Raw genomic sequence first — 25,744 nt, 5'->3', positions numbered from 1 at the left:
TGGAGACTCTTTATGAGTGCTGTACTGACGCCCAACGAATTCAATGACTACAAAGTCGCCGACATTTCCCTGGCTGCCTGGGGCCGTCGCGAAACCATTATTGCTGAATCCGAAATGCCTGCCCTGATGGGCCTGCGTCGCAAGTACGCCGGCGAACAACCGCTCAAGGGCGCGAAGATTCTCGGCTGCATCCACATGACCATCCAGACTGCCGTGCTGATCGAAACCCTGGTTGCCCTGGGTGCCGAAGTGCGCTGGTCGTCCTGCAACATCTTCTCGACTCAGGATCAGGCCGCTGCCGCTATCGCTGCTGCCGGCATCCCGGTATTCGCCTGGAAAGGCGAAACCGAAGCCGAGTACGAGTGGTGCCTGGAGCAGACCATCCTGAAGGACGGTCAGCCGTGGGACGTGAACATGATTCTCGACGACGGCGGCGACCTGACCGAGCTGCTGCACAAGAAATATCCGGCCCTCCTGGACCGCGTTCACGGCGTGACCGAAGAGACCACCACCGGCGTTCACCGCTTGCTGGACATGCTGGCCAAGGGCGAACTGAAGATCCCTGCGATCAACGTCAACGACTCGGTCACCAAGAGCAAGAACGACAACAAGTACGGCTGCCGTCACAGCCTGAACGACGCCATCAAGCGTGGCACCGACCACCTGTTGTCCGGCAAGCAGGCGCTGGTCATCGGTTACGGTGACGTGGGCAAGGGCTCGGCTCAGTCGCTGCGTCAGGAAGGCATGATCGTCAAGGTCACCGAAGTTGACCCGATCTGCGCAATGCAAGCCTGCATGGACGGTTTCGAGCTGGTTTCGCCATTCATCAACGGCGAGAACGACGGCACCGACGCGAGCATCGACAAGGCACTGTTGGGCAAGATCGACCTGATCGTCACCACCACCGGTAACGTCAACGTCTGTGATGCCAACATGCTCAAAGCGCTGAAAAAACGCGCAGTCGTCTGCAACATCGGTCACTTCGACAACGAAATCGACACTGCTTTCATGCGCAAGAACTGGGCATGGGAAGAAGTGAAGCCGCAAGTGCACAAGATTCACCGCACCGGCGCTGGCGCGTTCGATCCTCAGAACGACGACTACCTGATCCTGCTGGCCGAAGGCCGTCTGGTTAACCTGGGCAACGCCACCGGTCACCCGAGCCGCATCATGGACGGCTCGTTCGCCAACCAGGTGCTGGCGCAGATCTTCCTGTTCGGCCAGAAGTACGCGGACCTGAGCCCTGCCCAGAAAGCCGAGCGTCTGACCGTTGAAGTCTTGCCGAAGAAGCTGGACGAAGAAGTCGCGCTGGAAATGGTACGTGGCTTCGGCGGCGTTGTGACCAAGCTGACCAAGACCCAGGCCGACTACATCGGCGTGACCGTCGAAGGTCCGTTCAAGCCGCACGCTTACCGCTACTGATACGTCTGCGGGGCGTGCTCGTCATTACGGGCACGCAGCCGCCGCACGAACGGCCGCAACGTGTGGGAGCCGGCTTGCTGGCGAAAGCGTCAGGTCAGACACCTTGATGTCGACCGAACTGCCGTTTTCGCCAGCAAGCCGGCTCCTGCAGGGTTCGCGTCAGGCTTTTGAGCTTTCAAGGTTAAGACCATGTCCCAAGACCGTAGCTACAGCTTCGAATTCTTCCCCACGAAGACCGACCCTGGCCATGAAAAACTGCTTGCCACGGCCCGCACGCTGGCCAGCTACAACCCAGGTTTTTTCTCCTGCACGTACGGTGCCGGAGGTTCCACGCGCGACCGCACGATCAACACCGTGCTGCAGCTGGAAAAAGAAGTACACGTCCCTGCTGCACCGCACTTGTCGTGTGTCGGAGACAGCAAGGCCGATTTGCGCAGCTTGCTGACGCAGTACCAGCAAGCCGGGATCAAGCGTATCGTCGCCCTGCGCGGTGATCTGCCTTCCGGCATGGGCATGGCCAGCGGCGAGCTGCGTTACGCCAATGACCTGGTGAGCTTCATCCGTGAAGAAACCGGTGACCATTTCCATATCGAAGTCGCTGCCTACCCCGAGATGCACCCGCAGGCGCGCAACTTCGAAGATGATTTGAAAAACTTCGTGCGCAAGGCCAACGCTGGCGCCAACAGCGCCATCACCCAGTATTTCTTCAACGCCGACAGCTACTTCCACTTCGTCGAGCGCATACAGAAGCTGGGCGTGGATATCCCGATCGTGCCGGGCATCATGCCGATCACCAACTACAGCAAACTGGCGCGATTCTCGGATGCGTGTGGCGCCGAGATCCCGCGTTGGGTCCGCAAGCAGCTGGAAGCGTACGGCGATGACACGGCGAGCATTCAGGCGTTCGGTGAGCAGGTCATCACTGAAATGTGCGAACGACTGCTGCACGGCGGCGCCCCCGGTCTGCACTTCTACACACTGAATCAGGCCGAACCGAGCCTGGCGGTCTGGAACAACCTGAAGCTCTCTGCGTAAGAGAGGCTTCAATTCAGACGGTTCGAGCGGCGTCAGCTTCAGCGGCAGGCCTCGTCACCACGAGCCCTGCCGGCGCCGTCATTCAGCATTGCATTGTGTTTTTGTTGAGAATCACTGCTTCTATTTAGTCGGCCCCCGTCGTAATCTCGCGCGCATGTCGCCCATCCTCCGAATATCCGTTGCCGCCCTCCTCGCCTGCCTCAGCTGCAGTGCGCTGGGCGAAAAGCTGCGGATCGTCACCGAACCCTGGTCACCGTACGTCATCGTGGACGGCAACCGCGCCTCCGGTCTGGACTATGACGCCACGGCGATTGTCTTCGAGCGGCTGGGCATCGACGTCGAATGGCAGTTTCTCCCATGGAAACGCTGTCTGATGATGCTCAGCGAAGGCGAAGCCGACGGTGTTCTCGACATCTTCAAGGATGAAGCGCGGGCTGATCTGCTGTATCCGAGCGAACCGTTGTCGAGTGTCGACTGGGTGCTGTTTCAGGCCAATGCCAGACCGCATGTCGTCAATGGTGTGGACGACCTGCACGGGCTGAGCGTTGGCGTCTCCCCCGGGTATCGATACAGCCCGGCGTTTGACAGCTCGACAGCGTTCATCCGCGAACCTGCGCCGAGCCATGAGGCGAACTTTGGCAAACTCATCCGTGGCCGGATCGATTTGATGGTGACCGATCGCCTGCTAGGCCAACAGATGATCGAGCAGCTCAAGCTCGGTGGCCAAGTCAGTCAATTACCGTTCGTGCTCAATCACCGAGGGCAGTATCTGGGGCTGCGTCGCAATGCCGGCATGGATTTACTGGCCCAGCGGTTCAGCGCAGAGCTGACACGTTTCAAGCGCGAACCCGCCTACGCGAAACTGGTGACGCAATACACCGGCGAAACACCAGCGACCGTTTCTGCAGAATCGGGCAAAGGCGTCGATAAAACCGTTGAGCAGCAGGAAAGCAGCGCGTTGTGATTGCTCTGTTATACTCCGGCGTCCCCGCCAGGCTTGCGCCCGGGTGCTCGGTCTCACAGAAGACTTCTCGAACACGTCAGCAGCGCCTTTTTCGCGCCCTGCCCGAGTTGAACTTACAGACCTCCACAGGACCGGACGCCATTGCACCTTCCATGGAGTGTGCGATGACCGCAGCAGGGTCGAGCGCATTCATGTGACGTGCAGAACCTTTTAGTCTGCGCCTGGAAGATCATCCCTATTTGGGCCTCTATGGCCCCAACTCAAGACAGGATTACTCATGTCCTTTGCTTCCCTCGGTCTCTCCGAGGCTTTAGTCAGCGCCATCGAGGCTGCTGGCTACACCCAGCCTACCCCAGTGCAACAGCGGGCCATTCCCGCCGTGTTGCAAGGCCGCGATCTGATGGTCGCCGCACAGACAGGTACTGGTAAAACCGGTGGTTTCGCCCTCCCGATCCTGGAGCGGTTGTTTCCCAACGGTCATCCGGACAAATCCCAGCGTCATGGCCCGCGTCAACCACGCGTTCTGGTCCTGACCCCGACACGTGAACTGGCTGCTCAAGTTCACGACAGCTTCAAGATCTACGCCAAGAACCTCAAGTTCGTCAGTACCTGCATTTTCGGCGGTGTCGGCATGAACCCGCAGGTCCAGGCCATGGCGCGCGGCGTTGATGTGCTGGTTGCCTGCCCGGGTCGTTTGCTCGATCTGGCCGGTCAGGGCAGCGTCGATCTGTCCCATGTCGAAATCCTCGTGCTGGACGAAGCCGACCGCATGCTCGACATGGGCTTCGTTCACGATGTGAAGAAAGTCCTTGCGCGCCTGCCGTCCAAGCGTCAGAACCTGCTGTTCTCGGCAACGTTCTCGCAGGACATCACCGCGCTGGCCGGCAAACTGCTGCATAACCCGGAACGCATCGAAGTCACGCCGCCGAACACCACCGTCGAGCGCATCGAGCAACGCGTTTTCCGCCTGCCGGCTAACCACAAACGTTCGCTGCTGGCGCATCTGATCACTCAAGGCGCGTGGGAACAGGTACTGGTGTTTACCCGCACCAAGCACGGTGCCAACCGCCTGGCCGAGTACCTGGATAAACACGGCCTCAGCGCTGTGGCGATCCACGGCAACAAGAGCCAGAACGCCCGCACCAAAGCGCTGGCCGACTTCAAGGCTGGCACCGTACGCATCATGGTCGCCACCGACATCGCAGCGCGCGGTCTGGACATCGACCAGTTGCCGCACGTGGTCAACTTCGAACTGCCGAACGTCGACGAAGACTACGTTCACCGCATCGGTCGTACCGGTCGTGCAGGCCGTAGCGGCGAGGCGATCTCGCTGGTTGCGCCAGACGAAGAGAAGCTGCTGAAAAGCATCGAACGCATGACCAAGCAGAAGATTGCCGACGGCGATCTGATGGGCTTCGACATCACGGCGGTTGAAGCCGAGAAGCCGGAAGTCCGCGAGCGTCCGGACGTGCGCAACCCGCGCAATGCCCGTGGCCCGCGTGGCGACGGGCCGAACGGCAGCGGTGGTGGTGGCGGTCGCAAGGACAAAGGCAAAGACAAGGGCAAGGAAAAACCGGCAGCGGCCGCAGCGTCGGGCGAGCGCCCGGCACGTCCGGCACGCCCTCAAAAGCCGCGTCAGGGCACAGCGTCGAGCGAGTCACGCCAGTCGCAGCCAGCCGCTTCAGGTGCCAACCGTGCACCGGACGAGTTCCTGGATGACGAGGTGGACAACTTCGGCAACCGCGCCGACTACGTCAGTCCTTACCAGAACAAGAACCAGAGCCGCGGCCGTCGTCCGGGCGCTCCTGCCACTGGCGCCGCACCGGCACCGCGTGGTCAGGCGCCGGGCCGTAGCGGTCCGCGCAGTGGAACGGGCAGCGGTTCGGGTTCAAGCGCTCCCGCCAGTACCGGCACCGCCGCAGGTACGCCCGCCAAGCGCAATGGCCCTCGTAATGGTTCTGGCCGTGACGGTCAGGCGCGCCGCGAAGATCAGCCACGCGCTCGTCGTCCTGCGCGTGAAGAACAACAGCCAGCGCGTCAGGAGCCAGCGGTTCGCGGCCCCCGCGACGGTCAGCCGGCACCGAAGATCATGCACAAAGAGTCCAAGACCGATCGCTTCCCTTCGGCTGAGCAGCTTGATCAACTGCCAAGCCGCCCGCGCGGTGAAAAACCAGCCCTGCTGACCCGCAACCGCGAAGGTTAAGCAGCGCCGGTTGCTCAGCAGCCATAAAAACGCCCCGACTGGTTCGGGGCGTTTTTGTTTGCGTGGTTTAAGCAATCTCGGACACAAAAACGCCGACCCAAAGGCCGGCGCTTTATGACTGCAACAACTTGTCTTACTTGGCTTTGACGCCTTCGAACGAGATGTCCAGGTCCATGGTGTCGGACTGTGGACCCAGGTCCATCATCTTGCCGAAGTCGGAACGCTTGATCGAGGTGGTGCCCTCGAAGCCAGCGCGGTAGCCGCCCCATGGATCCTTGCCTTCGCCCAGGAACGTGGTCTTGACCACAACCGACTTGGTCACGCCGTGCATCGTCAGGTCGCCGGTCACGTCAGCAGTGGTTTTGCCGTCGGCGTTCTTGCCGACGTTGCTGACCTTGGTGGACACGAACTTGGCGTCAGGATAAGTCGCGACGTCCAGGAAGTCCTTGCTGCTGATGTGCTTGTCACGTTCAGCGTGGTTGGTGAAGACGCTGGCGGTCTTGACGTCGATGCTGATCTTGCTGTCTTCAGGCTTGGCGGCGTCGAAGCTGAACGTGCCGGTCCAGTCCTTGAACGTGCCGTAGATGAAGCTGTAGCCCAAGTGGCTGATCTTGAAATTGATGAAGGCGTGCTGGCCTTCCTTGTCGATCGTGTAATCAGCAGCCATTGCCTGGCCTGCGGACAGCAGGGCAGTACCGAGGGCCAGTGCAGCCAGTGTCTTTTTCAACATACGTCATCTTCCTTTCTAGTTGAATTGGGTATCAGGCCTAGCGGCCAAGCATACGGACAAGCGTGGCATCACGATCAACGAAGTGATGCTTCAAAGCGGCCAGCCCATGGAGTCCCGCGAATATCACCAGGGTCCAGGCCAGGTACAAGTGCACGGTGCCTGCCACGTCTGCCTGGTCTGGCAGTCCGCTGATCAACGCAGGCACTTCGAACAAACCAAATACGGGAATCCCGACACCGTCTGCGGTGGAAATCAGGTAACCGGCGAACATCACCAAAAACAGGTCCAGGTACAAAAACGCATGCCCCAGTTTCGCAGCCGTTTTGACAAATCGGCTGTGGGTGCCAGGCGCCGCTGGCGGCGGGCTGACAAAGCGCCAGATCACCCGGATCAGCATGAACAGGAACAGCGTAATGCCGATGCTCTTGTGCAGGTCCGGGCCAGCCTTGCGCCACGTGTCGTAGTAGCCCAGCCCGACCATCCACAACCCTAGCGCAAACATGCCGAAAACCGTCAGCGCGACACCCCAGTGCAAAACGATGCTGACCCAGCCATAGCGAGAAGAAGAGTTGCGTAGCTGCATGCTGAATATCCTGTGAGGGCCGGGAGAGAGACTAGCGCTTTACCTATCGAAAGAAAGCGCAAAATGTTGCTTTGAAGAATCAGGAAATCCGATTGAAATCTTCTGACATATTTTCGTCCGGGGGAGATTAACCCAGCGTTATGCAGAGCCCGGACGAAAAAAAGGCGCGGTATCAAGCCGCGCCTTTCTCTTCAGTCGTTACCGATCAGTTTTTGCTGTCGGTCGCGGGTGCTGCTGGCGTTGCCGGGGCCGCCTTGTCACCCGTAGCCTTGGCCGGCGCTTTTTTAGAGGCGTCGGTCTTGGCAGGCGTTTTGTGGGGGGCTGCCGGTTTGGCCGGGGCCTTTTTGACAGGCTCCTTCTTCGCAGGCACTTTCTTGGCGGGCGCCTTTTTCGCAGGCTCGACGACCGCAGGCTTGGCCGGTTCAACCACCGGTGCTGGCGGCGGCGTCACGGGAGCAGGCGCAGGGGCCGGGGCCGGTGCAGGCTCTGGCGCCTTCTCGGCTGGTTTTGGCTCAGGCTTGGACCCGCCAAACAGATTGGAGAAGAAGCCGCCAATGCCGCCGCTGCTTTCCTTGACCGGTTCCGGCGCCTTCGGTGGTGGAGCTTTGACCGGTTCGTACGACTTGCCTTCCGACAGACCCTGCACTTGAACCGCTGCACGTTGACCCGAACGCAATGCGCCTTCCAGCGTGCCCGGGTACAAGGTGTCGGTGTGCTCGCCGGCAAACGCTACGCGCTGCAGCGGCCGTTCCCACAAGCGCCAGTACTTGCTGATCTGGCCCGGGCCGAACGCCAGGTATGCGCCGCCGCTGGACGGGTCAATGCTGGAGCGACGCAGTTCATAACCGGTGAAGGCGCCGCGCGCCTGCGGATAGAACGCCTGCATGCGAATCAGCACTTGATCCACCAGCTGCTTGTCGCCGAACGCCTGCATGATGCGAGCGTTGTCGCCGGCCAGGTTGATCACGACGTTGGCGCCGCCCTTCAACGCAGGCTCGATCCACAACATGCCGAGGCCGGTGTTGCTGTAGATCTCGCCGGACATGCGCGCCTTGCTGTCCCAGACCGGGGTCTTGAACTTGAGCATGATCTGGTCATGCCAGCCGTAATTGGTACTCTTGATCGCCCCCAGACGCTGGGCGTCCAGCGCCGGGGTCATCTGGATCTTGCTCAGGGCGCGCAATGGCACGGCCAACACCACGTAGTCGGCTTCGTAGCCCACCGAACCGGCTTTTACGGTCACGCCGTCCTTGTCCTGGCTGATGGCCGACACCGGCGAATTGGTCTTGATGACTTTCAGTTGTTTAACGAACTCCTCAGCCAATACAGCGCTGCCGCCCGGCAGGCGAGCGGCGCGACGGTCGCGGTCATCGACGTTACGATTGACCCGCGATTGCTGTGCGAGATACAGCAGCGACAAACGCGAAGGCTCGTCGTAGCGGGTACGGATCTGCTGATTGATCAACTGACGCGCAGTCGGTGGCAGGCTCAGACGGTCCAGCCAGTTGGAGACGGTGATCTGGTCCAGCGCAAACAGCGTGCTGTTGGCAGCCGGGTTGTCCGGGTCGGTGATCGAGCGGGCCAGGTCATCCACCGCGGCTTCGTAGCGCTTGATGGCTTCAGCGGTCGCCGGTTGCCTGGTCGCCAGATCGGCGCCGGTGAAGTATTCGCCTTCGATCAGGTAGCTCGGGGTCCGCACGAATTCCGGCGCGGGCACCGCTTTGATCTTGAAGCGATCGATGTACTGATTCAGTACAGGCTGGGCCTTGGCGTTGCCGATCCACTCGCTGCCGGCCAGACCGGAGCGGCCGCCCACGGTGGGTTTGGCTTCCAGCAAGGTGACTTGCCAGCCTTTGTTCTGCAGCTCGTAAGCCGCCGTGAGTCCCGCCAGACCGCCGCCGACGACAATGGCCGTATGCGGTTTATCCACGGCAAGCGCTGAAGCGCTGACCAGCCCAACCATCACCAGCGCACAGGCGCGCAGCCAACCAGAAAGCATTCAGCGAACTCCGGAGAAAAACGGGGGGAATTGTCGGATTTTGTTGTCCGATTTTTCGAAGAGCGCGAAGGATACGCCAGCCGCGAAACGCCCGCCAGCAATGTCCGTCAGGCTGGAATACGGCACCGGCAGCGTTTGAAAGAACGCGCTAAAGGTTGTCCCGCTGGCATGCATTGCATAGGCTTGCGCGATTGTTTGCCCTCGCGTCATGCGAGCCGCTATGTGGAGAAGAGTAATGGGCCTTAACGACCAGTGGATGCAACGCGACCTGAAGGTCCTTTGGCACCCCTGCACCCAGATGAAAGACCACGAAACCCTGCCGCTTATTCCGATCAAGCGCGGCGAAGGCGTCTGGCTGGAGGACTTCGAAGGCAAGCGCTACCTGGATGCGGTCAGCTCGTGGTGGGTCAATGTCTTCGGCCACGCCAACCCGCGCATCAATCAGCGCATCAAGGATCAGGTCGATCAGCTGGAGCATGTGATTCTGGCGGGCTTCAGCCATCAGCCGGTTATCGAGTTGTCAGAGCGTCTGGTGGCGATGACGCCCGAAGGCCTGACGCGCTGCTTCTATGCCGACAATGGTTCGTCCTGCATCGAAGTCGCGCTGAAAATGAGCTTTCACTACTGGCTCAATCGTGGCAAGCCGGACAAGAAACGCTTTGTGACCCTGACCAACAGTTACCACGGCGAGACCATGGCAGCCATGGCGGTCGGCGACGTGCCGCTGTTCACCGAGACCTACAAAGCGCTGTTGCTGGACACTATCAAGGTGCCGAGCCCTGACTGCTACCACCGGCCGGAAGGCGTGAGCTGGGAAGACCACACCCGCACCATGTTTGCGGTCATGGAACAGACCCTGGCCGAGCATCACGACAGCGTCGCGGCCGTGATCATCGAGCCGCTGATCCAAGGCGCAGGCGGCATGCGCATGTACGACCCGATCTACCTCAAGCTGCTGCGCGAAGCCTGTGATCGTTATGGCGTACACCTGATTCACGATGAAATCGCCGTGGGCTTTGGTCGGACCGGGACCATGTTCGCCTGTGAGCAAGCCGGCATCCGTCCGGATTTCCTGTGCCTGTCCAAGGCGCTGACCGGCGGGTACCTGCCCCTCGCGGCGTGCATCACCACCGATGACGTTTACGACGCGTTTTACGATGACTACCCGACCCTGCGCGCGTTTCTGCATTCCCACAGCTACACCGGCAATCCGCTGGCGTGCGCGGCGGCATTGGCGACGCTGGATATTTTCGAGCAGGACAACGTCATCGAAAACAACAAGGCGCTGGCGCTGCGCATGAAGACCGCGACGGCGCACCTGGTCGATCATCCCAACGTCGCCGAGGTGCGGCAGACCGGCATGGCGATTGCCATCGAAATGGTCCAGGACAAGGCCAGTAAAACGCCCTATCCGTGGCAGGAACGGCGCGGTTTGAAGGTGTTCGAACACGCACTGACCCGAGGCGCACTGCTGCGTCCGCTGGGCAGCGTGGTGTATTTCCTGCCGCCTTACGTGATCACGCCGGAGCAGATCGACTTCCTGGCGCAAGTGGCGACCGAAGGAATCGACATCGCGACGCGCAGCAGCGTGAGCGTGGCCGTGAGAGAGAATTTCCATCCCGATTTCCGGGATCCGGGTTAGCCCTGTACGAGCTGCCGTGACTTCCGCACGATGGCGACCACACTGTGGGAGCCGGCTTGCTGGCGAATGCGGTGTGTCATTCAACAGAGATGAACATGACCCAACGCGTTCGCCAGCAAGCCGGCTCCTACAAAGTGCGTTCGCGATACCTCTTCAAAGAGAAACAACATGAGACTGTCCCGCTTTTTCGTCGATGCCACGCTCAGCATCGGTGAGCACGAACTGCCAGAAGCCCAGGCCCATTACATCAGCCGCGTGCTGCGCATGTCCGAAGGCGACGCCGTGCAGCTGTTCGATGGCTCGGGCAATGAATTTCGCGCCACGCTGACGGAAGTCGGAAAAAAGCGCGTGCAGGTTCAGGTGACCGAAAGCTTCACGGGGCAGCCCGAATCTGCGCTGCACATCCACCTCGGCCAGGGCCTCTCCCGGGGCGAGCGGATGGACTGGGCGATTCAAAAAGCCACCGAGCTGGGCGTGACGCAAATCACACCCATCATCAGCGAGCGCTGCGAAGTGCGCCTCAAAGACGAGCGTGCGGAAAAACGTCAGGCCCACTGGCAGCAGATAGCGATCAGCGCCTGTGAACAGTGCGGGCGCTCGGTGGTGCCGGTGATCCATGCGCCCGTCACCCTGGCCGACTGGCTCAAGCAGACCGAAGCGGACCTGAAGCTGGTGCTGCACCCGGTGGCGGCGCCGCTGACCAGCCATGAAAAACCCGGCAGCCTGGCGTTTCTGATCGGTCCGGAAGGCGGGCTGAATGATGCAGAAGTGGTTCAGGCGCAGGAAGCCGGTTTCCACGCTGCCCGCCTCGGCCCCAGTGTCCTGCGCACCGAGACCGCGCCGGTGGTGGCGCTGAGTATCGCGCAGCAGTTGTGGGGGGATTATTAGTTCAGGAAAGCCCAGGTCACACTGTAGGAGCCGGCTTGCTGGCGAACGCGGGAGTCATCCAATAAATGATCCGCCCACCTGCCCGGTTCGCCAGCAAGCCGGCTCCTACGGTTTTGCGTCGCCCGTGATGCACGGCAAGCGGAATCAAATCCGCGTTTGACGTGCGCGGGGAATCACTCCGGTAACTCCGACCCCCGCCGCCGTGATTTCGCAGGTTCGGGGCGGGCGCAGGGCAGAAACTCTCCACGGCCAGGCTCACCCAACGGGCTGCCGTCCCAGACCCGCTCGCCTCTGGCGAAGGTCATCGCTGGCCATGCACTCAAACGCATACCTTCGTACGGGGTGTAATCGACGTTGTGGTGCAGCATGTCGTTGGTCAGTTCGATGTCCAGGTCCTCATCCCAGATCACCAGGTCCGCATCCGAGCCGATGGCGATGCTGCCCTTGCGCGGGTACAACCCGTACAGCCGCGCCGCATTGGTCGCGGTCAGCGCGACGAACGCTTGCGGGCTGATCCGGCCTTTGCGTACGCCCTCCGACCAGAGCAGCGCCATGCGCGTCTCGACGCCCGGAATGCCATTGGCCACTTCGGGAAACGGCGCCGTTTCGCCTTGCGCGCGCTTGCCGTCCACGCCGCCATAACGAAACGGCGCATGATCCGACGAGAACACTTCGAACGAGCCATTCTGCAGCCCGTCCCAGACCACTTGCTGATTGCCGGCATCCCTGGGCGGCGGGCTGCAAATGCATTTCGCGCCTTCGAAGCTGTCATCGCAGCCCAGCGAATCCGCCGTTAGAAACAGGTATTGCGGACAGGTTTCGCCATAAACCTTCAACCCATGGCTCTGCGCCCAGCGGATCTGCTCGATGGCCTCGCGTCCGGACACATGGACGATGAGAATCGGCACATCGACCAGCTCGGCCAGCGCAATGGCACGATGCGTGGCTTCGCGCTCCACCAGCATCGGCCGAGACGTCGCGTGATAGCGCGGCGCGCTGTGGCCGGCGGCGAGCAGGCGCTCGGTCAGCCACGCAATGCAGTCGCTGTTTTCGGCGTGCAGCATCACCATCGCGCCTTCGGCACGCGCCACCGACAGGGTTTCCAGAATTTCCCGGTCGTTGAGCTTCAGGGCGTCGTAGGTCATGTAGATCTTGAACGAGGTATAGCCCTCGGCGATCAGCTCGGGCAACTCGCGGCGCAGCACGTCTTCGGTGGGGTCAGTAACGATGAGGTGAAACGCGTAATCGATCAGCGCCCGACCGTCCGCGCGTCGGTGGTAATCCTCCACTGCCGCGCGCAGGGTCTGGCCCTTTTGCTGGCAGGCAAAGGGAATCACTGTGGTCGTCCCGCCACACGCCGCCGAACGGGTGCCGCTTTCGAAGTCATCGGCCATGACCGAGCCATCGCCGGTCGGCTGGTCCAGGTGCACATGGCTGTCAATACCGCCGGGCGTGACCGTGCGCCCGCGTGCATCGACTTCTTCTACAGCGTCTTGCAGGCCAAGGCCCAGCGCGACAATTCGACCGTCGCGCACGCCGATGTCGCACAGGAAGCCGTCCGCCGCCGTCACCACATTGGCGTTGCGGATGATCAGATCAAAAGCCTGCATGTCGTTACTCCATCAGGCGCGGGCCAGCCAGGCCTTGGCGATCTCTTCGCGGGTGGTGAACCAGACGCCTTCGCGCGCTTGGGCATACTCGATGAAATGCTTGATCGCGCGGACCCGCCCAGGGCGCCCGACCATGCGCGGGTGCAGCCCGATGGACATCATTCGCAGGCCGTCGGCGGACTCTTCGTAGAGCACGTCGAAGCTTTCTTTCATGTATTCGAGGAAATCGGACGCTTGAGAAAGTCCCGGGGAGTTCCAGTAGCGGAAGTCGTTGACGTCGCTGGTGTACGGCACCACCAGATGCTGCTTGCCTTCGACGTCGACGAAGTACGGCACGTCGTCGTTGTAGGCATCTGAGTCGTAGAGAAACCCGCCCTCCTCTGCCACCAGGCGTCGCGTATGAACACTGGCGCCGTAGCGGCAATACCAGCCCACCGGGCGCTTGCCGCATGTGCGTTCGAACGACTCGATCGCCAGGCGGATATGCTCGCGTTCCTCGGCTTCGCTCAGGCGGAAGACCTCCTCCCAGCGATAACCATGGCTGCAGATTTCATGGCCCAGCTCCACCGCTGCTTTGGCGACATCCGGGTTCTGCTCGAAGGCCACCGCGCAGGCGTGAAATGTCGCCGGGACGTTGGCCTGTTGCAGGATGTCGAGGATGCGCCAGATGCCGACGCGAGCGCCGTACTCGTACATCGACTCCATCGCCAGATTGCGCACGCCATCGGGAAACTGATAGCTGCCCCACTCGGTCATGCTCTCCTGGTCGGGATCGCCCATGGCCAGTGAACGCTCGGAGCCCTCCTCGTAATTGATGACAAAGTTGACGGCCAGGCGCGCGCCGTTGGGCCAGGTGCCTTGGGGGCGCTGCCGGCCATAGCCGACCAGATCTCGAATGGGTGACGCCATAAAAGCCTACTCCTGCAACGTTCGAACAGTCGGCAGACCGCCAAGCCAGGGCTCAGCAGTCGATGGTTTTCAGTGCATCGTGGTCCGGGCCGTCGAGGTTCTGACCAGTACGAAACGCCAGGCCCATGGCCAGCGTCTGCGCAATGCAGAACGCGGCGGTCAGGGAGCGGAAGCCCAGCAGCTCGGCATCGTTGACCTCGATCATCACCGACGCGGTTTGTCCGACGGGGCTGAGAATGCTGTCGGTGATTGCCACGATGGGTGTCCCTGCGGCGACCGCTTGCTGACAGGCGTCGATGGTTTCCTGCGCATACGGCGGAAAGCTCACCGCCACCAGCACGTCATCGCTGTGCAGCGCGCCGACCTGTTCACGCAGGCTGCCGCCCAGCCCGCTGATGTGTACGGCACGACGACCGACACGGCTCAGCGCGTAACTCAGGTAGGAGGCCATGGGAAACGAACGACGCATGCCGACCACGAACGTGGTTCGCGCCTGCTCCAACAGTTCGATGGCGCGCTCGATGGCCTCGACCTGCTCGCCTTCGGCCAGGTGCTCCAGGGACACGATGTTCGCACGGCTGAACGCCGAGAGCATGGCGCCCACATCGGTGGGGTCATCCAGTAATTGCTCGCCACGATAGTGCCGGATGCGCTCTTTGAAACTGCCTTGCCCTGCCTGTTGCAACGGCTGTTTGAATAAGCGCTGCACATCGCTGAACCCGCCAAAGCCCAGGGCCTGGGCCAGCCGAATGAACGCGGACGACGGGATGCCGGAAATCTTCGCCAGCGCCGCGACGGTGTTCAGCGCCACGTCATGCGGGTGCTCGTTCAGGTAATGCGCGGCATCACGCTGCCGCGCCGTCAGCCGCTCCTGATGTTCGACGATGGCTGAACGCAGCTCGGCCAGGGTTTGGGGTACAGGCATAAAGTCACTCGGTAGAAGTCAGGATGGACGCAGTTCGGTGATCGCCTGGGCCAGGTGCTCCACCAGACGATTCAACTCATCGACGCTGTTGTAGTGCGCAATCGACACACGAACCACGCCGCCATAAGGGGTCAACCCCAGCTCTTCGATCAGGCGGCGGGCGTAGAAGTCACCAAAGCGGATGCCCATGCGGTGATTGTCCACGCGACGCACGATGGCTTCGGACTGAACGCCCTCGACCACAAAGCTGATGGTCGGCACACGATCGCCGTTCGTGACACGCGGCTTGCCTATTATTCTCACGCCGGGTGTTTCCCTCAGGAATGCGAGCAGCGTCTCGGCCAGCAGGTCTTCCTGGACTTCGAAGGCATCGAACGCCGCCTGCATCAGCTGGCGTTCAGTGCCGGTAGCGCCGAGGCGTCGGCCGATGTCGATCAGGTAATCGCTGATGCCGATGCAGCCGTAGGACAGCTCGTAGTTCAAGTTGCCGGGCTGCAGCTTGTAGGGAATCACCTCCTGACCGATGAAGAAGTGGTTCAAGCTCGGCAGTTCCAGTAACGCCTCACGTTTGCCCCACAGCACCGCAAAGTGTGGGCCGAACGTCTTGTAGAAGCTGAACACGTAGTAATCGGCGCCGCTGGCTTGCACGTCGACCAGCCGATGCGGTGCATAGGCCACGGCGTCGACGCATAACTTGCCGCCCACCGCATGCACCCGGCGCGCGACCTCGGCAACCGGGTTGACGCTGCCGAGGATGTTCGACGCATGGGTCATGGCCACGTAGCGGGTCTTCTCGCTCAGCAGCGCATCCAGATCGCCCAGCTCCAGGTCCATGCTTAGTGCGTCCACCGCCCAGACGCGCAACGTCGCGCCGCGCTCTTGGCACAGTCGCACCCACGGTCCGATGTTGGCTTCGTGGTCGCAGTTGGTGACGATGATCTCGTCGCCGGGACTGATCGACGGGGCGATGGCGCGGCAGAGGATTTGCAGCAAATGCGTGGTCGAGCCACCCATTACGCACTCTTCCGGGAAGCGCGCGTTGATCAGTTGCGCCACCGATTCGCGCGCCTGCATGACGCGCGCGCCGGCGTCCACCGACTCGCTGTAGGACGCGCCCAGTTGCACGGCGCTGTTGAGCAGGTAGTCGGTGATGCGGTCGGCGACCGGTTTGAGCACGGCCGAACCGCCGGCGTTGTCCAGGTAGGCGTAACCGCTGCCGAGCGCAGGAAACTGGCTGCGTACGTAATCGATGTTCAAGGCATTCAAGGGATGAGCTCCACAGTCTGATCAGTGATGCAGGATGGCCTGCAAAAACGCACGGGTTCTCGGCTCTTGCGGGGCCGTGAAGAAATCGTGCGGGTTGTTCTGTTCGATGATTCGGCCGTTTTCCATAAAGATCACCCGGTCCGCGACCTTGCGCGCGAAGCCCATCTCATGGGTCACGACGACCATGGTCACGCCCGAGCGGGCAAGGTTCTGCATGACGTCCAGCACTTCGCCGACCATCTCGGGGTCGAGCGCAGAAGTAGGTTCGTCGAACAGGATCACCCGCGGCTCCATCGCCATGGTCCGGGCGATCGCCACCCGCTGCTGCTGGCCACCCGACAACTGGCTGGGGTACTTCGCCGCGTGGGCGCCCATGCCGACTTTCTCCAGCAACAGGCGTGCGCGCTCGTTGGCGTCACGCCGCGACATGCCGCGCACCCGGACCGGCGCCAGCGCGACGTTGGCCAGTACGGTGAGGTGCGGGTACAAGTTGAAGTTCTGGAAGACCATGCCGACTTCGCACCGGATGCCCGCCAGTTTCGGCCCGGTTTCAACACGCTGACTGCCGACGCGGATGTCGCCCTCCTGATATTCCTCCAGCAGATTGATGCAGCGGATCAGCGTTGATTTCCCGGAGCCCGACGGCCCGAGAATGACCACCACTTCGCCTTGGTCGACGGTCAGGTTGATGTCGGTCAGTGCCTGGAAGGGCCCGTAGAACTTGGCTACGCCTTCCATTTCGATGACGCTGCTCATGCGCTTTTCCCCCCGGCGCCGTTACGCCGCTCGATCCAGCTCACCAACTGCACCAGCGGCAGAAGCAGCAACAAGTACATGACAGCCGCGCCCACCAACGGGGTTGGGTTGGCCGCCAGCGCCTGGGCCTGAGTCGCTTGCTTGAGCAGGTCCGGCATTGCCACGACGGAGGCCAGCGCGGTGTCTTTCATGACGTTGATGCAGTTGCTGGTCATCGGCGGCATGACGATGCGCATGGCCTGCGGCAGGATGATGTCGCGCATGGTGTTGAAAAAGCTCATGCCCTGGGACGCAGAAGCTTCGAACTGCCCGCGCGGAATGGCTTCGATGCCGGAGCGGAAAATCTCTGCCGAATACGCGCAGGACACCAGCGACAACGCCGCCGTGGCCGCCGCGAACGATGACAGCCGGATGCCCACGAACGGCAGCGCGTAATAGATCAGCACCAACAGCACCAGCAAGGGAATCGAGCGCAGCACGTCAATGTATACCCGCGCGAGAAACCGCACCGGCGCATACCCGTACAACCGCAGCATCGCCAGCACCAGCCCGCCCACCAGGCCGAGAATGATGCTGACCACGCCGAGCATCACGGTCACCCCAAGGCCGCGGAGCATCAGTGGCAGCGCATCGACGAACACGCTCCAGTTGAAGAACGTTTCTAACAACTCCATTGCGATTCCTTGGTGGCGGGCAGTGACGGACGCGGCCGCGAGCGATCAGCGATTACTTGAGGACGTCGACCACTTTGACGGTGCTGGACTCAGGATCAGCGTCGGCACCGAACCACTTCTTGTGCAGGCCGGCAATCACGCCGTCTTTCTTCATCGCGGTGATGATGTCGTTGACCTGACCCGCCGATGCCCAGCCCTTGGCATGCATCAGGGAGTACTTCTCACCGGTAGGAATTCGCGCGACGACTTTGTACTGCGGCTTGTCCTTGATGTAGTAAAGGACGGCGGGAATATCGCTGATGTAGCCGTCCATGCGGCCGGAAGCGAGGTCGAGCATCGCAGGCGAAAGCCCTTCGTAACGCGAGACTTCCTTGAATTTGTATTCGGCCTGGTGGGTGTTGACCCACATATCGCCCGTGGAGCCGGTGTCGACGCCAACCACTTTACCGTCCATGTCCTTCAGGCCAGTGATGCCGGATTTGGCCAGCACGGACAGGGACTGGTCGCTGTCGTAATACGGCTGGGCGAAGCCAACCGATTCAAGGCGCTTGGGCGTGATGGTGATCGAGGAGATGGCGATGTCAGCGCGCTTGGACTGCACGGCACTGAACAGGCCGTTAAAGGGGATATTGACGAATTCCACGGTCTTGCCGGCGCGCTTGGCGACTTCTTTCACCACGTCGACCTCAAAACCGACGATCTCGCCCTTGGCGTCCTGAAACTCCCACGGCACGTTGCCCACATTGGCGCCGACGGTCCAGTCAGCGGCCCAGGTGGAAGCGGAAAAGGCGGTCGCCACGGCCATGCTCAAGAGTACTTTCACATTCATGTCTTGCTCCCCGATTGATCAGTCAGTTCAAGAAGGCCGCCTTCCACAAGGGGGGCGTTTCGAGGCTCAGACTAGGATGACGAATCAAATAATTCAACAAATAAAATAAATGAATTAAATGCTTCAATCGGGTGCGAAAGTTATCCGCCTTGGTGCATGGGGCAAAGCGCGCAAGACTGCGGGATGTACAGAAAATGAACAGTGATCAGCAGGCCGACATGCACCGAAGCGGCGCATGGATAAGCTGGGCTTGCAGGAGTCGGCTTGCTTCAAATGCGCTATGCGGGTCGGACCTGAATCCGTAGGAGCCGGCATGCTGGCGAACCGGCTTTGGCATTCAACATTAGGGTGGCTGGCCTAACGCGTTCGCCAGCAAGCCGGCTCCTACGGACGGTGCGTATGTGTCAGATCGTGCCGGTATTCAAAGCACATAACGCGAGATCGCGACAAAGTGCAGCAGGCTGCCGGCGATGACGAACAGGTGCCAGACCCCGTGGAAGTGTCGGACGCGGGTATCGAACGCGAAAAAAATGATACCCAGAGTGTAGGCCGCGCCGCCCAGCGCCAGCCAGACGAATCCCGCCATGCCCAGCGCGGCGATCAGCGGCTTGACCGCCACCAGCACGATCCAGCCCATGACCGCATAGATGACGATGGACATCACCCGCGCTTCGGAGCGTGGCTTGATTTCCTGCAAGATCCCGATGATCGCCAGCGCCCAGACAATGCCGAACAACGTCCAGCCCCACGCCCCGTGCAACGTCACCAGGCAAAATGGCGTGTAGCTACCGGCGATGAGTAAATAGATCGAAAAGTGATCAACCTTTTGCATGATCACTTTGGCCCGGCCGCGCACGCTGTGGTAGACCGTCGATGCGCTGTACAGCAACACCAGTGCCACACCGTAGACCGCGACGCTGACGATCTTCCAGATATCGCCATCCAGCATGGCGATCACCAACATCCACACGGCGCCAATCGCGGCGAGAATCGCGCCCACCAAATGGGTCCAGGCGTTGAATTTTTCTCCGTAGTACATCAGCAAACTGCCTCTTAAGTTGCACAACACGGGGCAAGCGTCCTGCTTCTGAAGCGCAATGACAACGCCTGGTGTCGTGTTATCGAGAATTTAATGCAGTCAGCGGCCGATCTCTTCGGCACAATCGAGCGCTCTCAGAACAAGAATCCGGCGCAGATCCATACGATGCAGATCGACGAAGAGCTGACCCTCAAGAAGCTGGAAATTTTTCTGGCGTTCATGCGTACCGGCAATCTGGCTCGCGCGGCGGCGGAGTTGCAGACCAGTACCGTCAGCGTGCACCGAGCGATTCACTCGCTGGAAAGCGCCTTGCGTTGCCCACTGTTCAAGCACGAAGGCCGCAACCTTACGCCACTCGAAGGCGCTTATGTGTTGGAGGAGCGCGCGCAGAAGCTGGTGCAAGACGTGCTCGCCACCATCGAACAGACACGACAGGCGGCCGGCTTCTCGGCGGCGCGGTTCAAGTTGGGTGCGCTGTATTCGCTGACGGTCAAGACGGTGCCGCAATTGATCATGGGCCTGAAGATCCGCCGCAGCGAGCTCAACATCGACCTGATTCTGGGCTCCAACATCGACCTCTTCTACAAGCTGAAGAACATGGAGGTGGACGCAGCACTGGTGTCACTCAACGAGAGCGTAAGTGATCCGGATTGTGAGCAGCTGCCGCTGTTTTCCGATGATATTTTCCTCGCCACGCCGGCTGACTCGCCCTTCGCGCAACAGCGTGAGGTCGACCTGGGCGATCTGCGCGAGATGACCTTCATCACGCTGACCCAAGGGTTTGCCACCCACCGCGACGGCGCGCGGGTGTTTGAGCAGGCTGGCTTCGAGCCGAAGGTGGCGATGCAGGTCAACGACATCTTCACCTTGCTGAGCATGGTCAGTTCGGGTGTGGGCTATGCGCTGCTGCCGGGACGGATTGCTGCGGTCTACGAAAACCGGGTACGGCTGGTGCCGCTGCAAGCGCGCTACCGCATGCAGCAACACATCGGACTGGTGTTCCTTAAAGCCCGAGAACGCGACCCGAACCTGTTGGCGTTGTTGGCGGAGTGCCGAATGTATTCGAACCGACTCGCGCAGGCTTGAGCTCGGTTCCGCCCCATATGACGTCGCTGAACGCTACGCACTTCAGAAGCTTCAGCCTAAAATTCCGCGCACGATGAAATACAGCAGTGATGGTCCCAGCAAACAGCCCAGTCCCGTGTGGAAGGTGGCTGTCAGCGCGCCGTAAGGCACCAGCCGCCGATCCGTCGCCGCCAACCCGGCCGTCACGCCGCTCACGGTGCCGGCCAGCCCGCCGAAAACCATGGCCGAACGCGGGTTATCCAGCCCCATCCAGCGCGCAGCCATCGGGGTGCCGACCATGACCAGAATGGCTTTGATCAAACCGGTCGCGATTGACAGCGCCATCACATCCGAGGTCGCGCCCAACGCCGCGCCGGTCACCGGCCCGACGATGTAGGTCACCGCACCCGCGCCAATGGTGGTGATGCTCACGGCGTCGCGATAACCGAAGGCGTACGCCACGCAACACCCGACGATGAAGGGCAGCAGTGTGCCAAGCAGCAGCGAGAACGCGCCGATCCATCCGGCCTTCTTCGCTTCGGTCGCCTGCACTTCGAAGGCGGTGGCGACGATGGCGAAATCTCGCAGCATCGCCCCGCCCATCAAACCGATCCCGGAGAACAAGGCCAGGTCCGCCAGCCCTTTCTGCCCGCCTGTCATCACACCGCCGACCCACGCCAGCACCAGGCCGATGACGATCGCGATGGCAGATCCGTGAATGCGCCCGAACGTCAGGCGCTTGGACAGCACCACCGAAATCCACATCACCACGCCGACGACGGCGAATGCGGTGACGAGGCCCTGGCTGATCAGGTCTTTCTGAATGAGCTCCCACATATCAGCGGCCTCCTGCTGGGGAAACAGTCGGTGCGATCACTGGAAGCGGGTTCGCAAGTTCATCCTCTTTGGGCAGTGGCTCGCCCTTGTTGATACGGCTGATGACGGCGATCGTGCAGCCACACACCACCACCGACACCACCGCGGCGATGACCGCGATCGGCCCGCCCTTGAGTGCCGTGACAACGTTCTGCTGGGCGGCCATGGCCACCACGACCGGAATGTACATGGCGCCCCAGAAGCCGACGCCCATCTCGCAGCCTTCGCTCATGCCGCCGCGCTTTTGCATGAACAACCGTGCGCAGATCAACAGGATCATCGCGATCCCGACGCCGCCCACGTTGGATTTGACGCCCAGCAGTACGCCGAGCAAATCGCCGAGAATCACCCCCGCGAGGGTGCAGATTGCGAGTAACGCCACGCCATAAATCACCATTGTTTTTATCCTCAAATTGCATCGTCGAAGTTGTTGTTTTTGTGGTCCTTCGAAAGCAGCAGTCGGTTTAGGGGTGGCGGCGTTCCTCCTCTCGCGACAGCGCGCTGAGCGTGTCCAGCCGGGCGCCCTGAAAAGCGACGGCCGATCCTTGTTCGAAGACGCGGCGCGCCAGGCCCGTGAGCACCGTGCCTGGCGGCAACTCGATGTGCAGCCGCGCGCCTCGCTCGTAAGCGGTCTCAACCGTGCTGCGCCAGTCGATGACGCGGCACATGTTGAACGCCAGGTCGTCACGCACCTTCTCGGCGCTGAGCATCGGGCGGGCCGTGCTGCCGCTGAGGTATCTCAACGTCGGTGCCTTCACGCAAACCCGGGCAAACGCATCGGCCAGCAGGCGTGCAGGTTCGGCCAGAAGTTCACAATGGGACGGCACGCTGACCGCGAGACGCTTGGCCGCGGCGGCGCCTTGCTCTTTGGCCAGTACAGCGACCGCAGCCATGGCCTCGTCGCGACCGGCAATCACGAACTGGCTGTCGGCGTTGATATTGGCCAGATAAACCGGCGTGTCGACGCTGTGGATCCGGGCGATCAGGTGCTCGACCGTGGCTTGGTCAAGGCCGATGAGCGCCGTCATGCCGTAGCCCTGTGGATAAGCGCTCTGCATCAGCTCGCCACGCAGCGCGACCAACCGCACCGCATCGGCGAAATCCAGCGAACCTGCGATGACTGCCGCCGGATAGGCGCCGATGGACAGACCCGCCACCATGTCGGGGCCATTTCCATCGGCCATCAACATGCGCGCGCAGGCGACGCCGGCGATCAACAGACAGAGCTGAACGGAGCGGGTTGATTGCAGGGCGTCGGCACCGTCGAGCGTCAGGACGTCCTCGCTCAACGCAGCGCCCGCTTCTGCCAGGCACTGCGCAACCTGCGGATGATCTGGCAGCCCGTGCAGCATGCCTGGTTGTTGCGCGCCCTGGCCGGGAAACGCCCAGAAACTGCTCATGCCGCGCACGCCTGCGCCAGCCAGGGGTTTTCTACAAGCTGCGGACCGTCTGCGGTTTTCAGCAGGACTTGGCGTGACGATCCTGCCCACTCGCGCAGCGCAACGCCTCCCAGCGGGGTTTGCAGCTGGAGGTCGATGCGGCACTCCGCGCTGGCAAACTGCTCGACCAAGCGAGCGGCGCGCTGGCGATCAAAGACTTCAGGAGCGTGCACAATCAGGTCGAGGTCGCTGTCTGCGTGCAGCACTGGCACGCCACTGGCCAGCTCGAAACCGGCGCCGCCCGCCACGCCCCACGCCAGCCCCAGCGCGTCCATCATTGGACGGATCTGCTGCAAGGCGCGCAGCGCTGGCCAATCGGTGTCAGGCGTCATGGCGACCAGTTCCTCGGGGCGCACCCGGCGTTCCACGTCGTCAAGTTTCATGTGAGTGGCGTAGCGCTGATCCCGCGACCCGCCTCGCACGCCCACCGCCACCAGGCCTGCCGCGACACGAGCACGGCGCACCACCACCGGTTGCCCGAGGCGGATGGCCTCGAACGCCCATGCCGGCGCATCGCTCGGCAACGCAGCCGCCGGCAGACCCCATAACAGATCATGGGGCTGCACTGGCTGATAAACGTTCATCACCATTGAGCTCGCAACAGTTCGCGCACTTTCGATGACGCCGCACGGTTCGGCGCGCCCAGCCGCGAACTCAGGTCATTGGCACCGGCTTGAGTGTCGTTGATTGCGGCAATCAGGCATTGCTGAACCTGGGCGATGTCCGACTCACCGGGCTGCTCGATCTGACTGACCGACAGGGTTTCCCACAGCAAACCGAGGCTGGCATAGCTGTCGATGTCATAGGCCATGGGCGGCACGCTGGCGGCGAGTTTTTCCAGTTCGTCGACGCTGCGCAGGGTCACCCGCGCCGCCGAAGCCTTGCCCATGGCATGAACCATCACGCCCGGATCGCGCAGGGCAATCAGCCGGTTTGCCTGATAGCCGTGGGCGAGAAAGGCGCCGGACATGGCCTTGCCGACCAGCAGCCCAATCACCGGATGCCCGGCCAGACGAGCGCGGGCGTAAGCGTCGACGGCACCGGCCAGCGCCTGATGAATGCCCAGCGCTTCTTCGCGGCGGCCGTAGGCCTGACTCGGTACGTCGATAATCGCGATCAGCGCGCGCTTGTTGTCGCTGTTCCGATCCAGCTCGATGGCGCCGTCCACAGCCTTGGCCAGCCCCCACCCTTCAAGCAGACCGACCTCGCCATTCTCCGCGCGAGGAAAACGGTTGGCCGGATCGGCGATGACGGCCAGGAATCGCGCCGAACGATCACCCAAGGTGCCGTCAGCTGCTTTCACTGACGCCGGCAGCCCGGCCACTTCCACGGCATTCGCGGCGAGCGCGTTGAACCAGGTCAATCCCCGAAGCGAATACGTACTCATGACCAGTCTCCCTGGTAGACGGTGCGCACGGCGGCGGGCTCTATCTGCCGGGCGGTATCCACTTGCGACAAACGTTCGAGGTACCACGCGTATTGGCTGCTGCGCTCCTGCTCGGGCTTGCCCTTATGCAGCAACGCTTGCACCTGTTGCTGAATGGCGCTGATGTCATCGGCGACAAACGCATCCACCAGGCCACTGGCAAACCGTTGCTCGCCACCGGTGAGGCTCCAGATGAACGGCCGATCCCGGGAGTCGTATTCTTCGATGCCGGCCTCCTGTTCGATGACCTGCGGGCCGTTCAGTCCCAGACGCGCCTCTTGGGTCACGACGAGGTAACTGCACAGCCCGGCCGCAATCGACATTCCGCCAAAACATCCGACGCTGCCTGCGACCACGCCGATCACCGGCTGATACCGACGCAGATCGACAATGGCCGCGTGAATGTCGGCGATGGCTGCCAGCCCGAGGTTGGCTTCCTGTAAACGCACGCCCCCGGTTTCCAGCAGCAGAACGGCGGCAGTGGGAATGCCCTTGCGATTGTCTTCTGCGGCCAGTTCGAGCGCGCCGGCCATCTTTGCGCCACCGACTTCACCCATGCTGCCGCCCTGAAAACCGCCTTCTATCGCGCAGATCACCACCGGCTTGCCATCAAGGGTGCCCTTGGCGACCACCACACCATCATCTGCCTGTGGCACCACGCCTTGTTTGGCCAGCCAAGGCGATACCAGCCGCTCAAAGGGATCGATCAGTTCGCGAAAAGTGCCTTCGTCCAGCAGCGCGCGGGCGCGTTGCCGGGCCCCGAGTTCAACGAAACTGTGTTGCTGCAGAAGCCGCGTGCTGTCAGTCATGACCGACCTCCTCGAAGCCTTGCTCCAGGCGCAGCCGAACCACGCCCGGCGTCGCCCCGAAATCATGGATGTCGATGCTCATCGCCGGCGGCGTCTGGCCGTCGAACATGCGCTGAAAGAGGTTCTCCCAACGCGCCGAACTGCCGTTGACCGACGTCAGCACCTGGATCGTCAGCTTGCCCGGCTGCCCCGGTTCAAGTAGCACTTCGAGATCACCCGAACCAACGCACCCCACCAGCGCACGCCCCCGCGGAGGCTGCCCCGCAGGAAATTCAAAAGACAAGGTTTCCATAATCAGACGTTCCTCGTTTCTTCGCCGAGCGCAGGCTCCAGGCGATCAATGAACAGGCAGGCGGCGAGCAAGTCGGCGGCGCCACCAGGGGAGGCGTTCAGGCCCAACAGTTGTTGATCCAGCTGATTCAACGCGCGACGTCCGCCGAGGGTCGCGCTGCCACCGGCGTCCAGCACCCGTTGCGCGCCGTGTTGCATCGCGTGCAGGCCCGCTTCACCCGCCCGATACAGCACGCAGGTGTCGGACAACGTGGTCATGATCGCCAGCAGCGCGTCGAGTCGCGCGTTTTGCTCGCCATGCCCGGCTGCGCGGCTGCGCACGAGCTGCGGCAGTCCGGTCTGGGTGACGGCGGGAAAGCCGGTC

At 61.8% G+C, this 25,744-nt stretch carries 26 protein-coding genes; 7 read left to right on the top strand and 19 right to left on the bottom strand.

Translation table 11 applies throughout. From position 1 onward, the window contains the following. Positions 1 to 12: 12 nt before the first annotated feature. From ahcY to VF672_RS06000, 4 genes are all read left to right on the top strand, one after another. Positions 13 to 1,422, top strand: a complete 1,410-nt coding sequence (ahcY, locus tag VF672_RS06015) for an adenosylhomocysteinase (protein ID WP_331102491.1) — start codon at positions 13 to 15, stop codon at positions 1,420 to 1,422. A gap of 189 nt (positions 1,423 to 1,611) precedes the next feature. Then, complete coding sequence (gene metF / locus VF672_RS06010; RefSeq protein ID WP_331102489.1) at positions 1,612 to 2,457, top strand: methylenetetrahydrofolate reductase [NAD(P)H]; 846 nt, start codon at positions 1,612 to 1,614, stop codon at positions 2,455 to 2,457. 154 nt (positions 2,458 to 2,611) lie between these two features. Next, positions 2,612 to 3,421, top strand: coding sequence for a substrate-binding periplasmic protein (locus VF672_RS06005; RefSeq protein ID WP_331102487.1), 810 nt, complete (start codon positions 2,612 to 2,614; stop codon positions 3,419 to 3,421). A gap of 277 nt (positions 3,422 to 3,698) precedes the next feature. After that, positions 3,699 to 5,624 carry a DEAD/DEAH box helicase gene (locus VF672_RS06000; protein WP_331102485.1) on the top strand — a complete coding sequence of 642 codons (1,926 nt, stop codon included), beginning with the start codon at positions 3,699 to 3,701 and terminating at the stop codon, positions 5,622 to 5,624. Between the two features lie 133 nt (positions 5,625 to 5,757). Here VF672_RS06000 and VF672_RS05995 read toward each other — a convergent pair whose 3' ends face one another. From VF672_RS05995 to VF672_RS05985, 3 genes are all read right to left on the bottom strand, one after another. Continuing rightward, entirely contained in the window at positions 5,758 to 6,354 is a 597-nt protein-coding gene (locus VF672_RS05995) for a YceI family protein (RefSeq protein ID WP_331102483.1), read from the bottom strand. A gap of 37 nt (positions 6,355 to 6,391) precedes the next feature. Continuing rightward, on the bottom strand, positions 6,392 to 6,937 hold the full coding sequence (locus VF672_RS05990) for a cytochrome b (RefSeq protein WP_331102481.1): 546 nt from the start codon (positions 6,935 to 6,937) through the stop codon (positions 6,392 to 6,394). Positions 6,938 to 7,142: 205 nt separating this feature from the next. Continuing rightward, the gene (locus VF672_RS05985; RefSeq protein WP_331102478.1) at positions 7,143 to 8,936 is read right to left on the bottom strand and encodes a flavin monoamine oxidase family protein; all 1,794 of its coding nucleotides are present in this window, start codon (positions 8,934 to 8,936) and stop codon (positions 7,143 to 7,145) included. 235 nt (positions 8,937 to 9,171) lie between these two features. Here VF672_RS05985 and VF672_RS05980 point away from each other — a divergent pair, with 235 nt between their 5' ends. Further along, on the top strand, positions 9,172 to 10,578 hold the full coding sequence (locus VF672_RS05980) for an adenosylmethionine--8-amino-7-oxononanoate transaminase (RefSeq protein WP_331102476.1): 1,407 nt from the start codon (positions 9,172 to 9,174) through the stop codon (positions 10,576 to 10,578). Between the two features lie 168 nt (positions 10,579 to 10,746). Then, the gene (locus tag VF672_RS05975) at positions 10,747 to 11,466 is read left to right on the top strand and encodes a 16S rRNA (uracil(1498)-N(3))-methyltransferase (protein ID WP_331102474.1); all 720 of its coding nucleotides are present in this window, start codon (positions 10,747 to 10,749) and stop codon (positions 11,464 to 11,466) included. 173 nt (positions 11,467 to 11,639) lie between these two features. Here VF672_RS05975 and hydA read toward each other — a convergent pair whose 3' ends face one another. From hydA to trhA, 8 genes are all read right to left on the bottom strand, one after another. Next, positions 11,640 to 13,076, bottom strand: a complete 1,437-nt coding sequence (gene hydA, locus VF672_RS05970; protein WP_331102472.1) for a dihydropyrimidinase — start codon at positions 13,074 to 13,076, stop codon at positions 11,640 to 11,642. Between the two features lie 12 nt (positions 13,077 to 13,088). Continuing rightward, the gene (locus VF672_RS05965; RefSeq protein WP_331102470.1) at positions 13,089 to 13,985 is read right to left on the bottom strand and encodes an allantoinase PuuE; all 897 of its coding nucleotides are present in this window, start codon (positions 13,983 to 13,985) and stop codon (positions 13,089 to 13,091) included. Positions 13,986 to 14,037: 52 nt separating this feature from the next. Then, the gene (locus tag VF672_RS05960) at positions 14,038 to 14,910 is read right to left on the bottom strand and encodes a MurR/RpiR family transcriptional regulator (protein WP_331102468.1); all 873 of its coding nucleotides are present in this window, start codon (positions 14,908 to 14,910) and stop codon (positions 14,038 to 14,040) included. An 18-nt stretch (positions 14,911 to 14,928) separates the two neighbouring features. Then, complete coding sequence (locus VF672_RS05955) at positions 14,929 to 16,176, bottom strand: cysteine desulfurase-like protein (protein WP_331102466.1); 1,248 nt, start codon at positions 16,174 to 16,176, stop codon at positions 14,929 to 14,931. A 21-nt stretch (positions 16,177 to 16,197) separates the two neighbouring features. Further along, on the bottom strand, positions 16,198 to 16,932 hold the full coding sequence (locus VF672_RS05950; RefSeq protein WP_331102464.1) for an amino acid ABC transporter ATP-binding protein: 735 nt from the start codon (positions 16,930 to 16,932) through the stop codon (positions 16,198 to 16,200). Beyond that, a complete protein-coding gene (locus VF672_RS05945; protein ID WP_331102461.1) occupies positions 16,929 to 17,606 on the bottom strand; it encodes an amino acid ABC transporter permease in 678 nt (225 codons plus the stop codon). The genes VF672_RS05950 and VF672_RS05945 overlap by 4 nt, the downstream gene beginning before the upstream one ends. Before the next feature lie 52 nt (positions 17,607 to 17,658). Further along, positions 17,659 to 18,435, bottom strand: coding sequence for a transporter substrate-binding domain-containing protein (locus tag VF672_RS05940; RefSeq protein ID WP_331102458.1), 777 nt, complete (start codon positions 18,433 to 18,435; stop codon positions 17,659 to 17,661). Positions 18,436 to 18,856: 421 nt separating this feature from the next. Then, the gene (gene trhA / locus VF672_RS05935) at positions 18,857 to 19,474 is read right to left on the bottom strand and encodes a PAQR family membrane homeostasis protein TrhA (protein WP_331102456.1); all 618 of its coding nucleotides are present in this window, start codon (positions 19,472 to 19,474) and stop codon (positions 18,857 to 18,859) included. A 165-nt stretch (positions 19,475 to 19,639) separates the two neighbouring features. Here trhA and VF672_RS05930 point away from each other — a divergent pair, with 165 nt between their 5' ends. Beyond that, complete coding sequence (locus VF672_RS05930; protein WP_331102566.1) at positions 19,640 to 20,560, top strand: LysR family transcriptional regulator; 921 nt, start codon at positions 19,640 to 19,642, stop codon at positions 20,558 to 20,560. 51 nt (positions 20,561 to 20,611) lie between these two features. Here the strand turns inward: VF672_RS05930 and madM are convergent, their stop codons facing one another. From madM to VF672_RS05890, 8 genes are all read right to left on the bottom strand, one after another. Further along, the gene (gene madM, locus VF672_RS05925; RefSeq protein ID WP_331102454.1) at positions 20,612 to 21,376 is read right to left on the bottom strand and encodes a malonate transporter subunit MadM; all 765 of its coding nucleotides are present in this window, start codon (positions 21,374 to 21,376) and stop codon (positions 20,612 to 20,614) included. 1 nt (position 21,377) lies between these two features. Further along, a complete protein-coding gene (madL, locus tag VF672_RS05920; protein WP_065991198.1) occupies positions 21,378 to 21,812 on the bottom strand; it encodes a malonate transporter subunit MadL in 435 nt (144 codons plus the stop codon). 67 nt (positions 21,813 to 21,879) lie between these two features. Further along, a complete protein-coding gene (mdcH, locus tag VF672_RS05915; protein WP_331102450.1) occupies positions 21,880 to 22,815 on the bottom strand; it encodes a malonate decarboxylase subunit epsilon in 936 nt (311 codons plus the stop codon). Then, positions 22,812 to 23,444 (bottom strand): malonate decarboxylase holo-ACP synthase, encoded by a 633-nt coding sequence (locus tag VF672_RS05910; protein WP_331102448.1) that lies wholly within the window; start codon positions 23,442 to 23,444, stop codon positions 22,812 to 22,814. The genes mdcH and VF672_RS05910 overlap by 4 nt, the downstream gene beginning before the upstream one ends. Further along, the gene (gene mdcE, locus VF672_RS05905) at positions 23,438 to 24,241 is read right to left on the bottom strand and encodes a biotin-independent malonate decarboxylase subunit gamma (RefSeq protein ID WP_331102446.1); all 804 of its coding nucleotides are present in this window, start codon (positions 24,239 to 24,241) and stop codon (positions 23,438 to 23,440) included. The genes VF672_RS05910 and mdcE overlap by 7 nt, the downstream gene beginning before the upstream one ends. Beyond that, entirely contained in the window at positions 24,238 to 25,089 is an 852-nt protein-coding gene (locus VF672_RS05900) for a biotin-independent malonate decarboxylase subunit beta (protein WP_331102443.1), read from the bottom strand. The genes mdcE and VF672_RS05900 overlap by 4 nt, the downstream gene beginning before the upstream one ends. Next, entirely contained in the window at positions 25,082 to 25,381 is a 300-nt protein-coding gene (locus tag VF672_RS05895) for a malonate decarboxylase subunit delta (protein WP_133775589.1), read from the bottom strand. Before VF672_RS05895 ends, VF672_RS05900 begins: the two co-directional genes overlap by 8 nt. A 2-nt stretch (positions 25,382 to 25,383) precedes the next feature. Continuing rightward, the coding region (locus VF672_RS05890) for a triphosphoribosyl-dephospho-CoA synthase (RefSeq protein ID WP_331102439.1) at positions 25,384 to 25,744 on the bottom strand (361 nt) is incomplete at its 5' end.

This window comes from Pseudomonas sp. (assembly GCF_036387035.1).
Lineage (GTDB): Bacteria > Pseudomonadota > Gammaproteobacteria > Pseudomonadales > Pseudomonadaceae > Aquipseudomonas.
The sequence above is the reverse complement of the archived record's forward strand: the minus strand, read 5'-3'. Positions and strand labels throughout refer to the sequence as shown.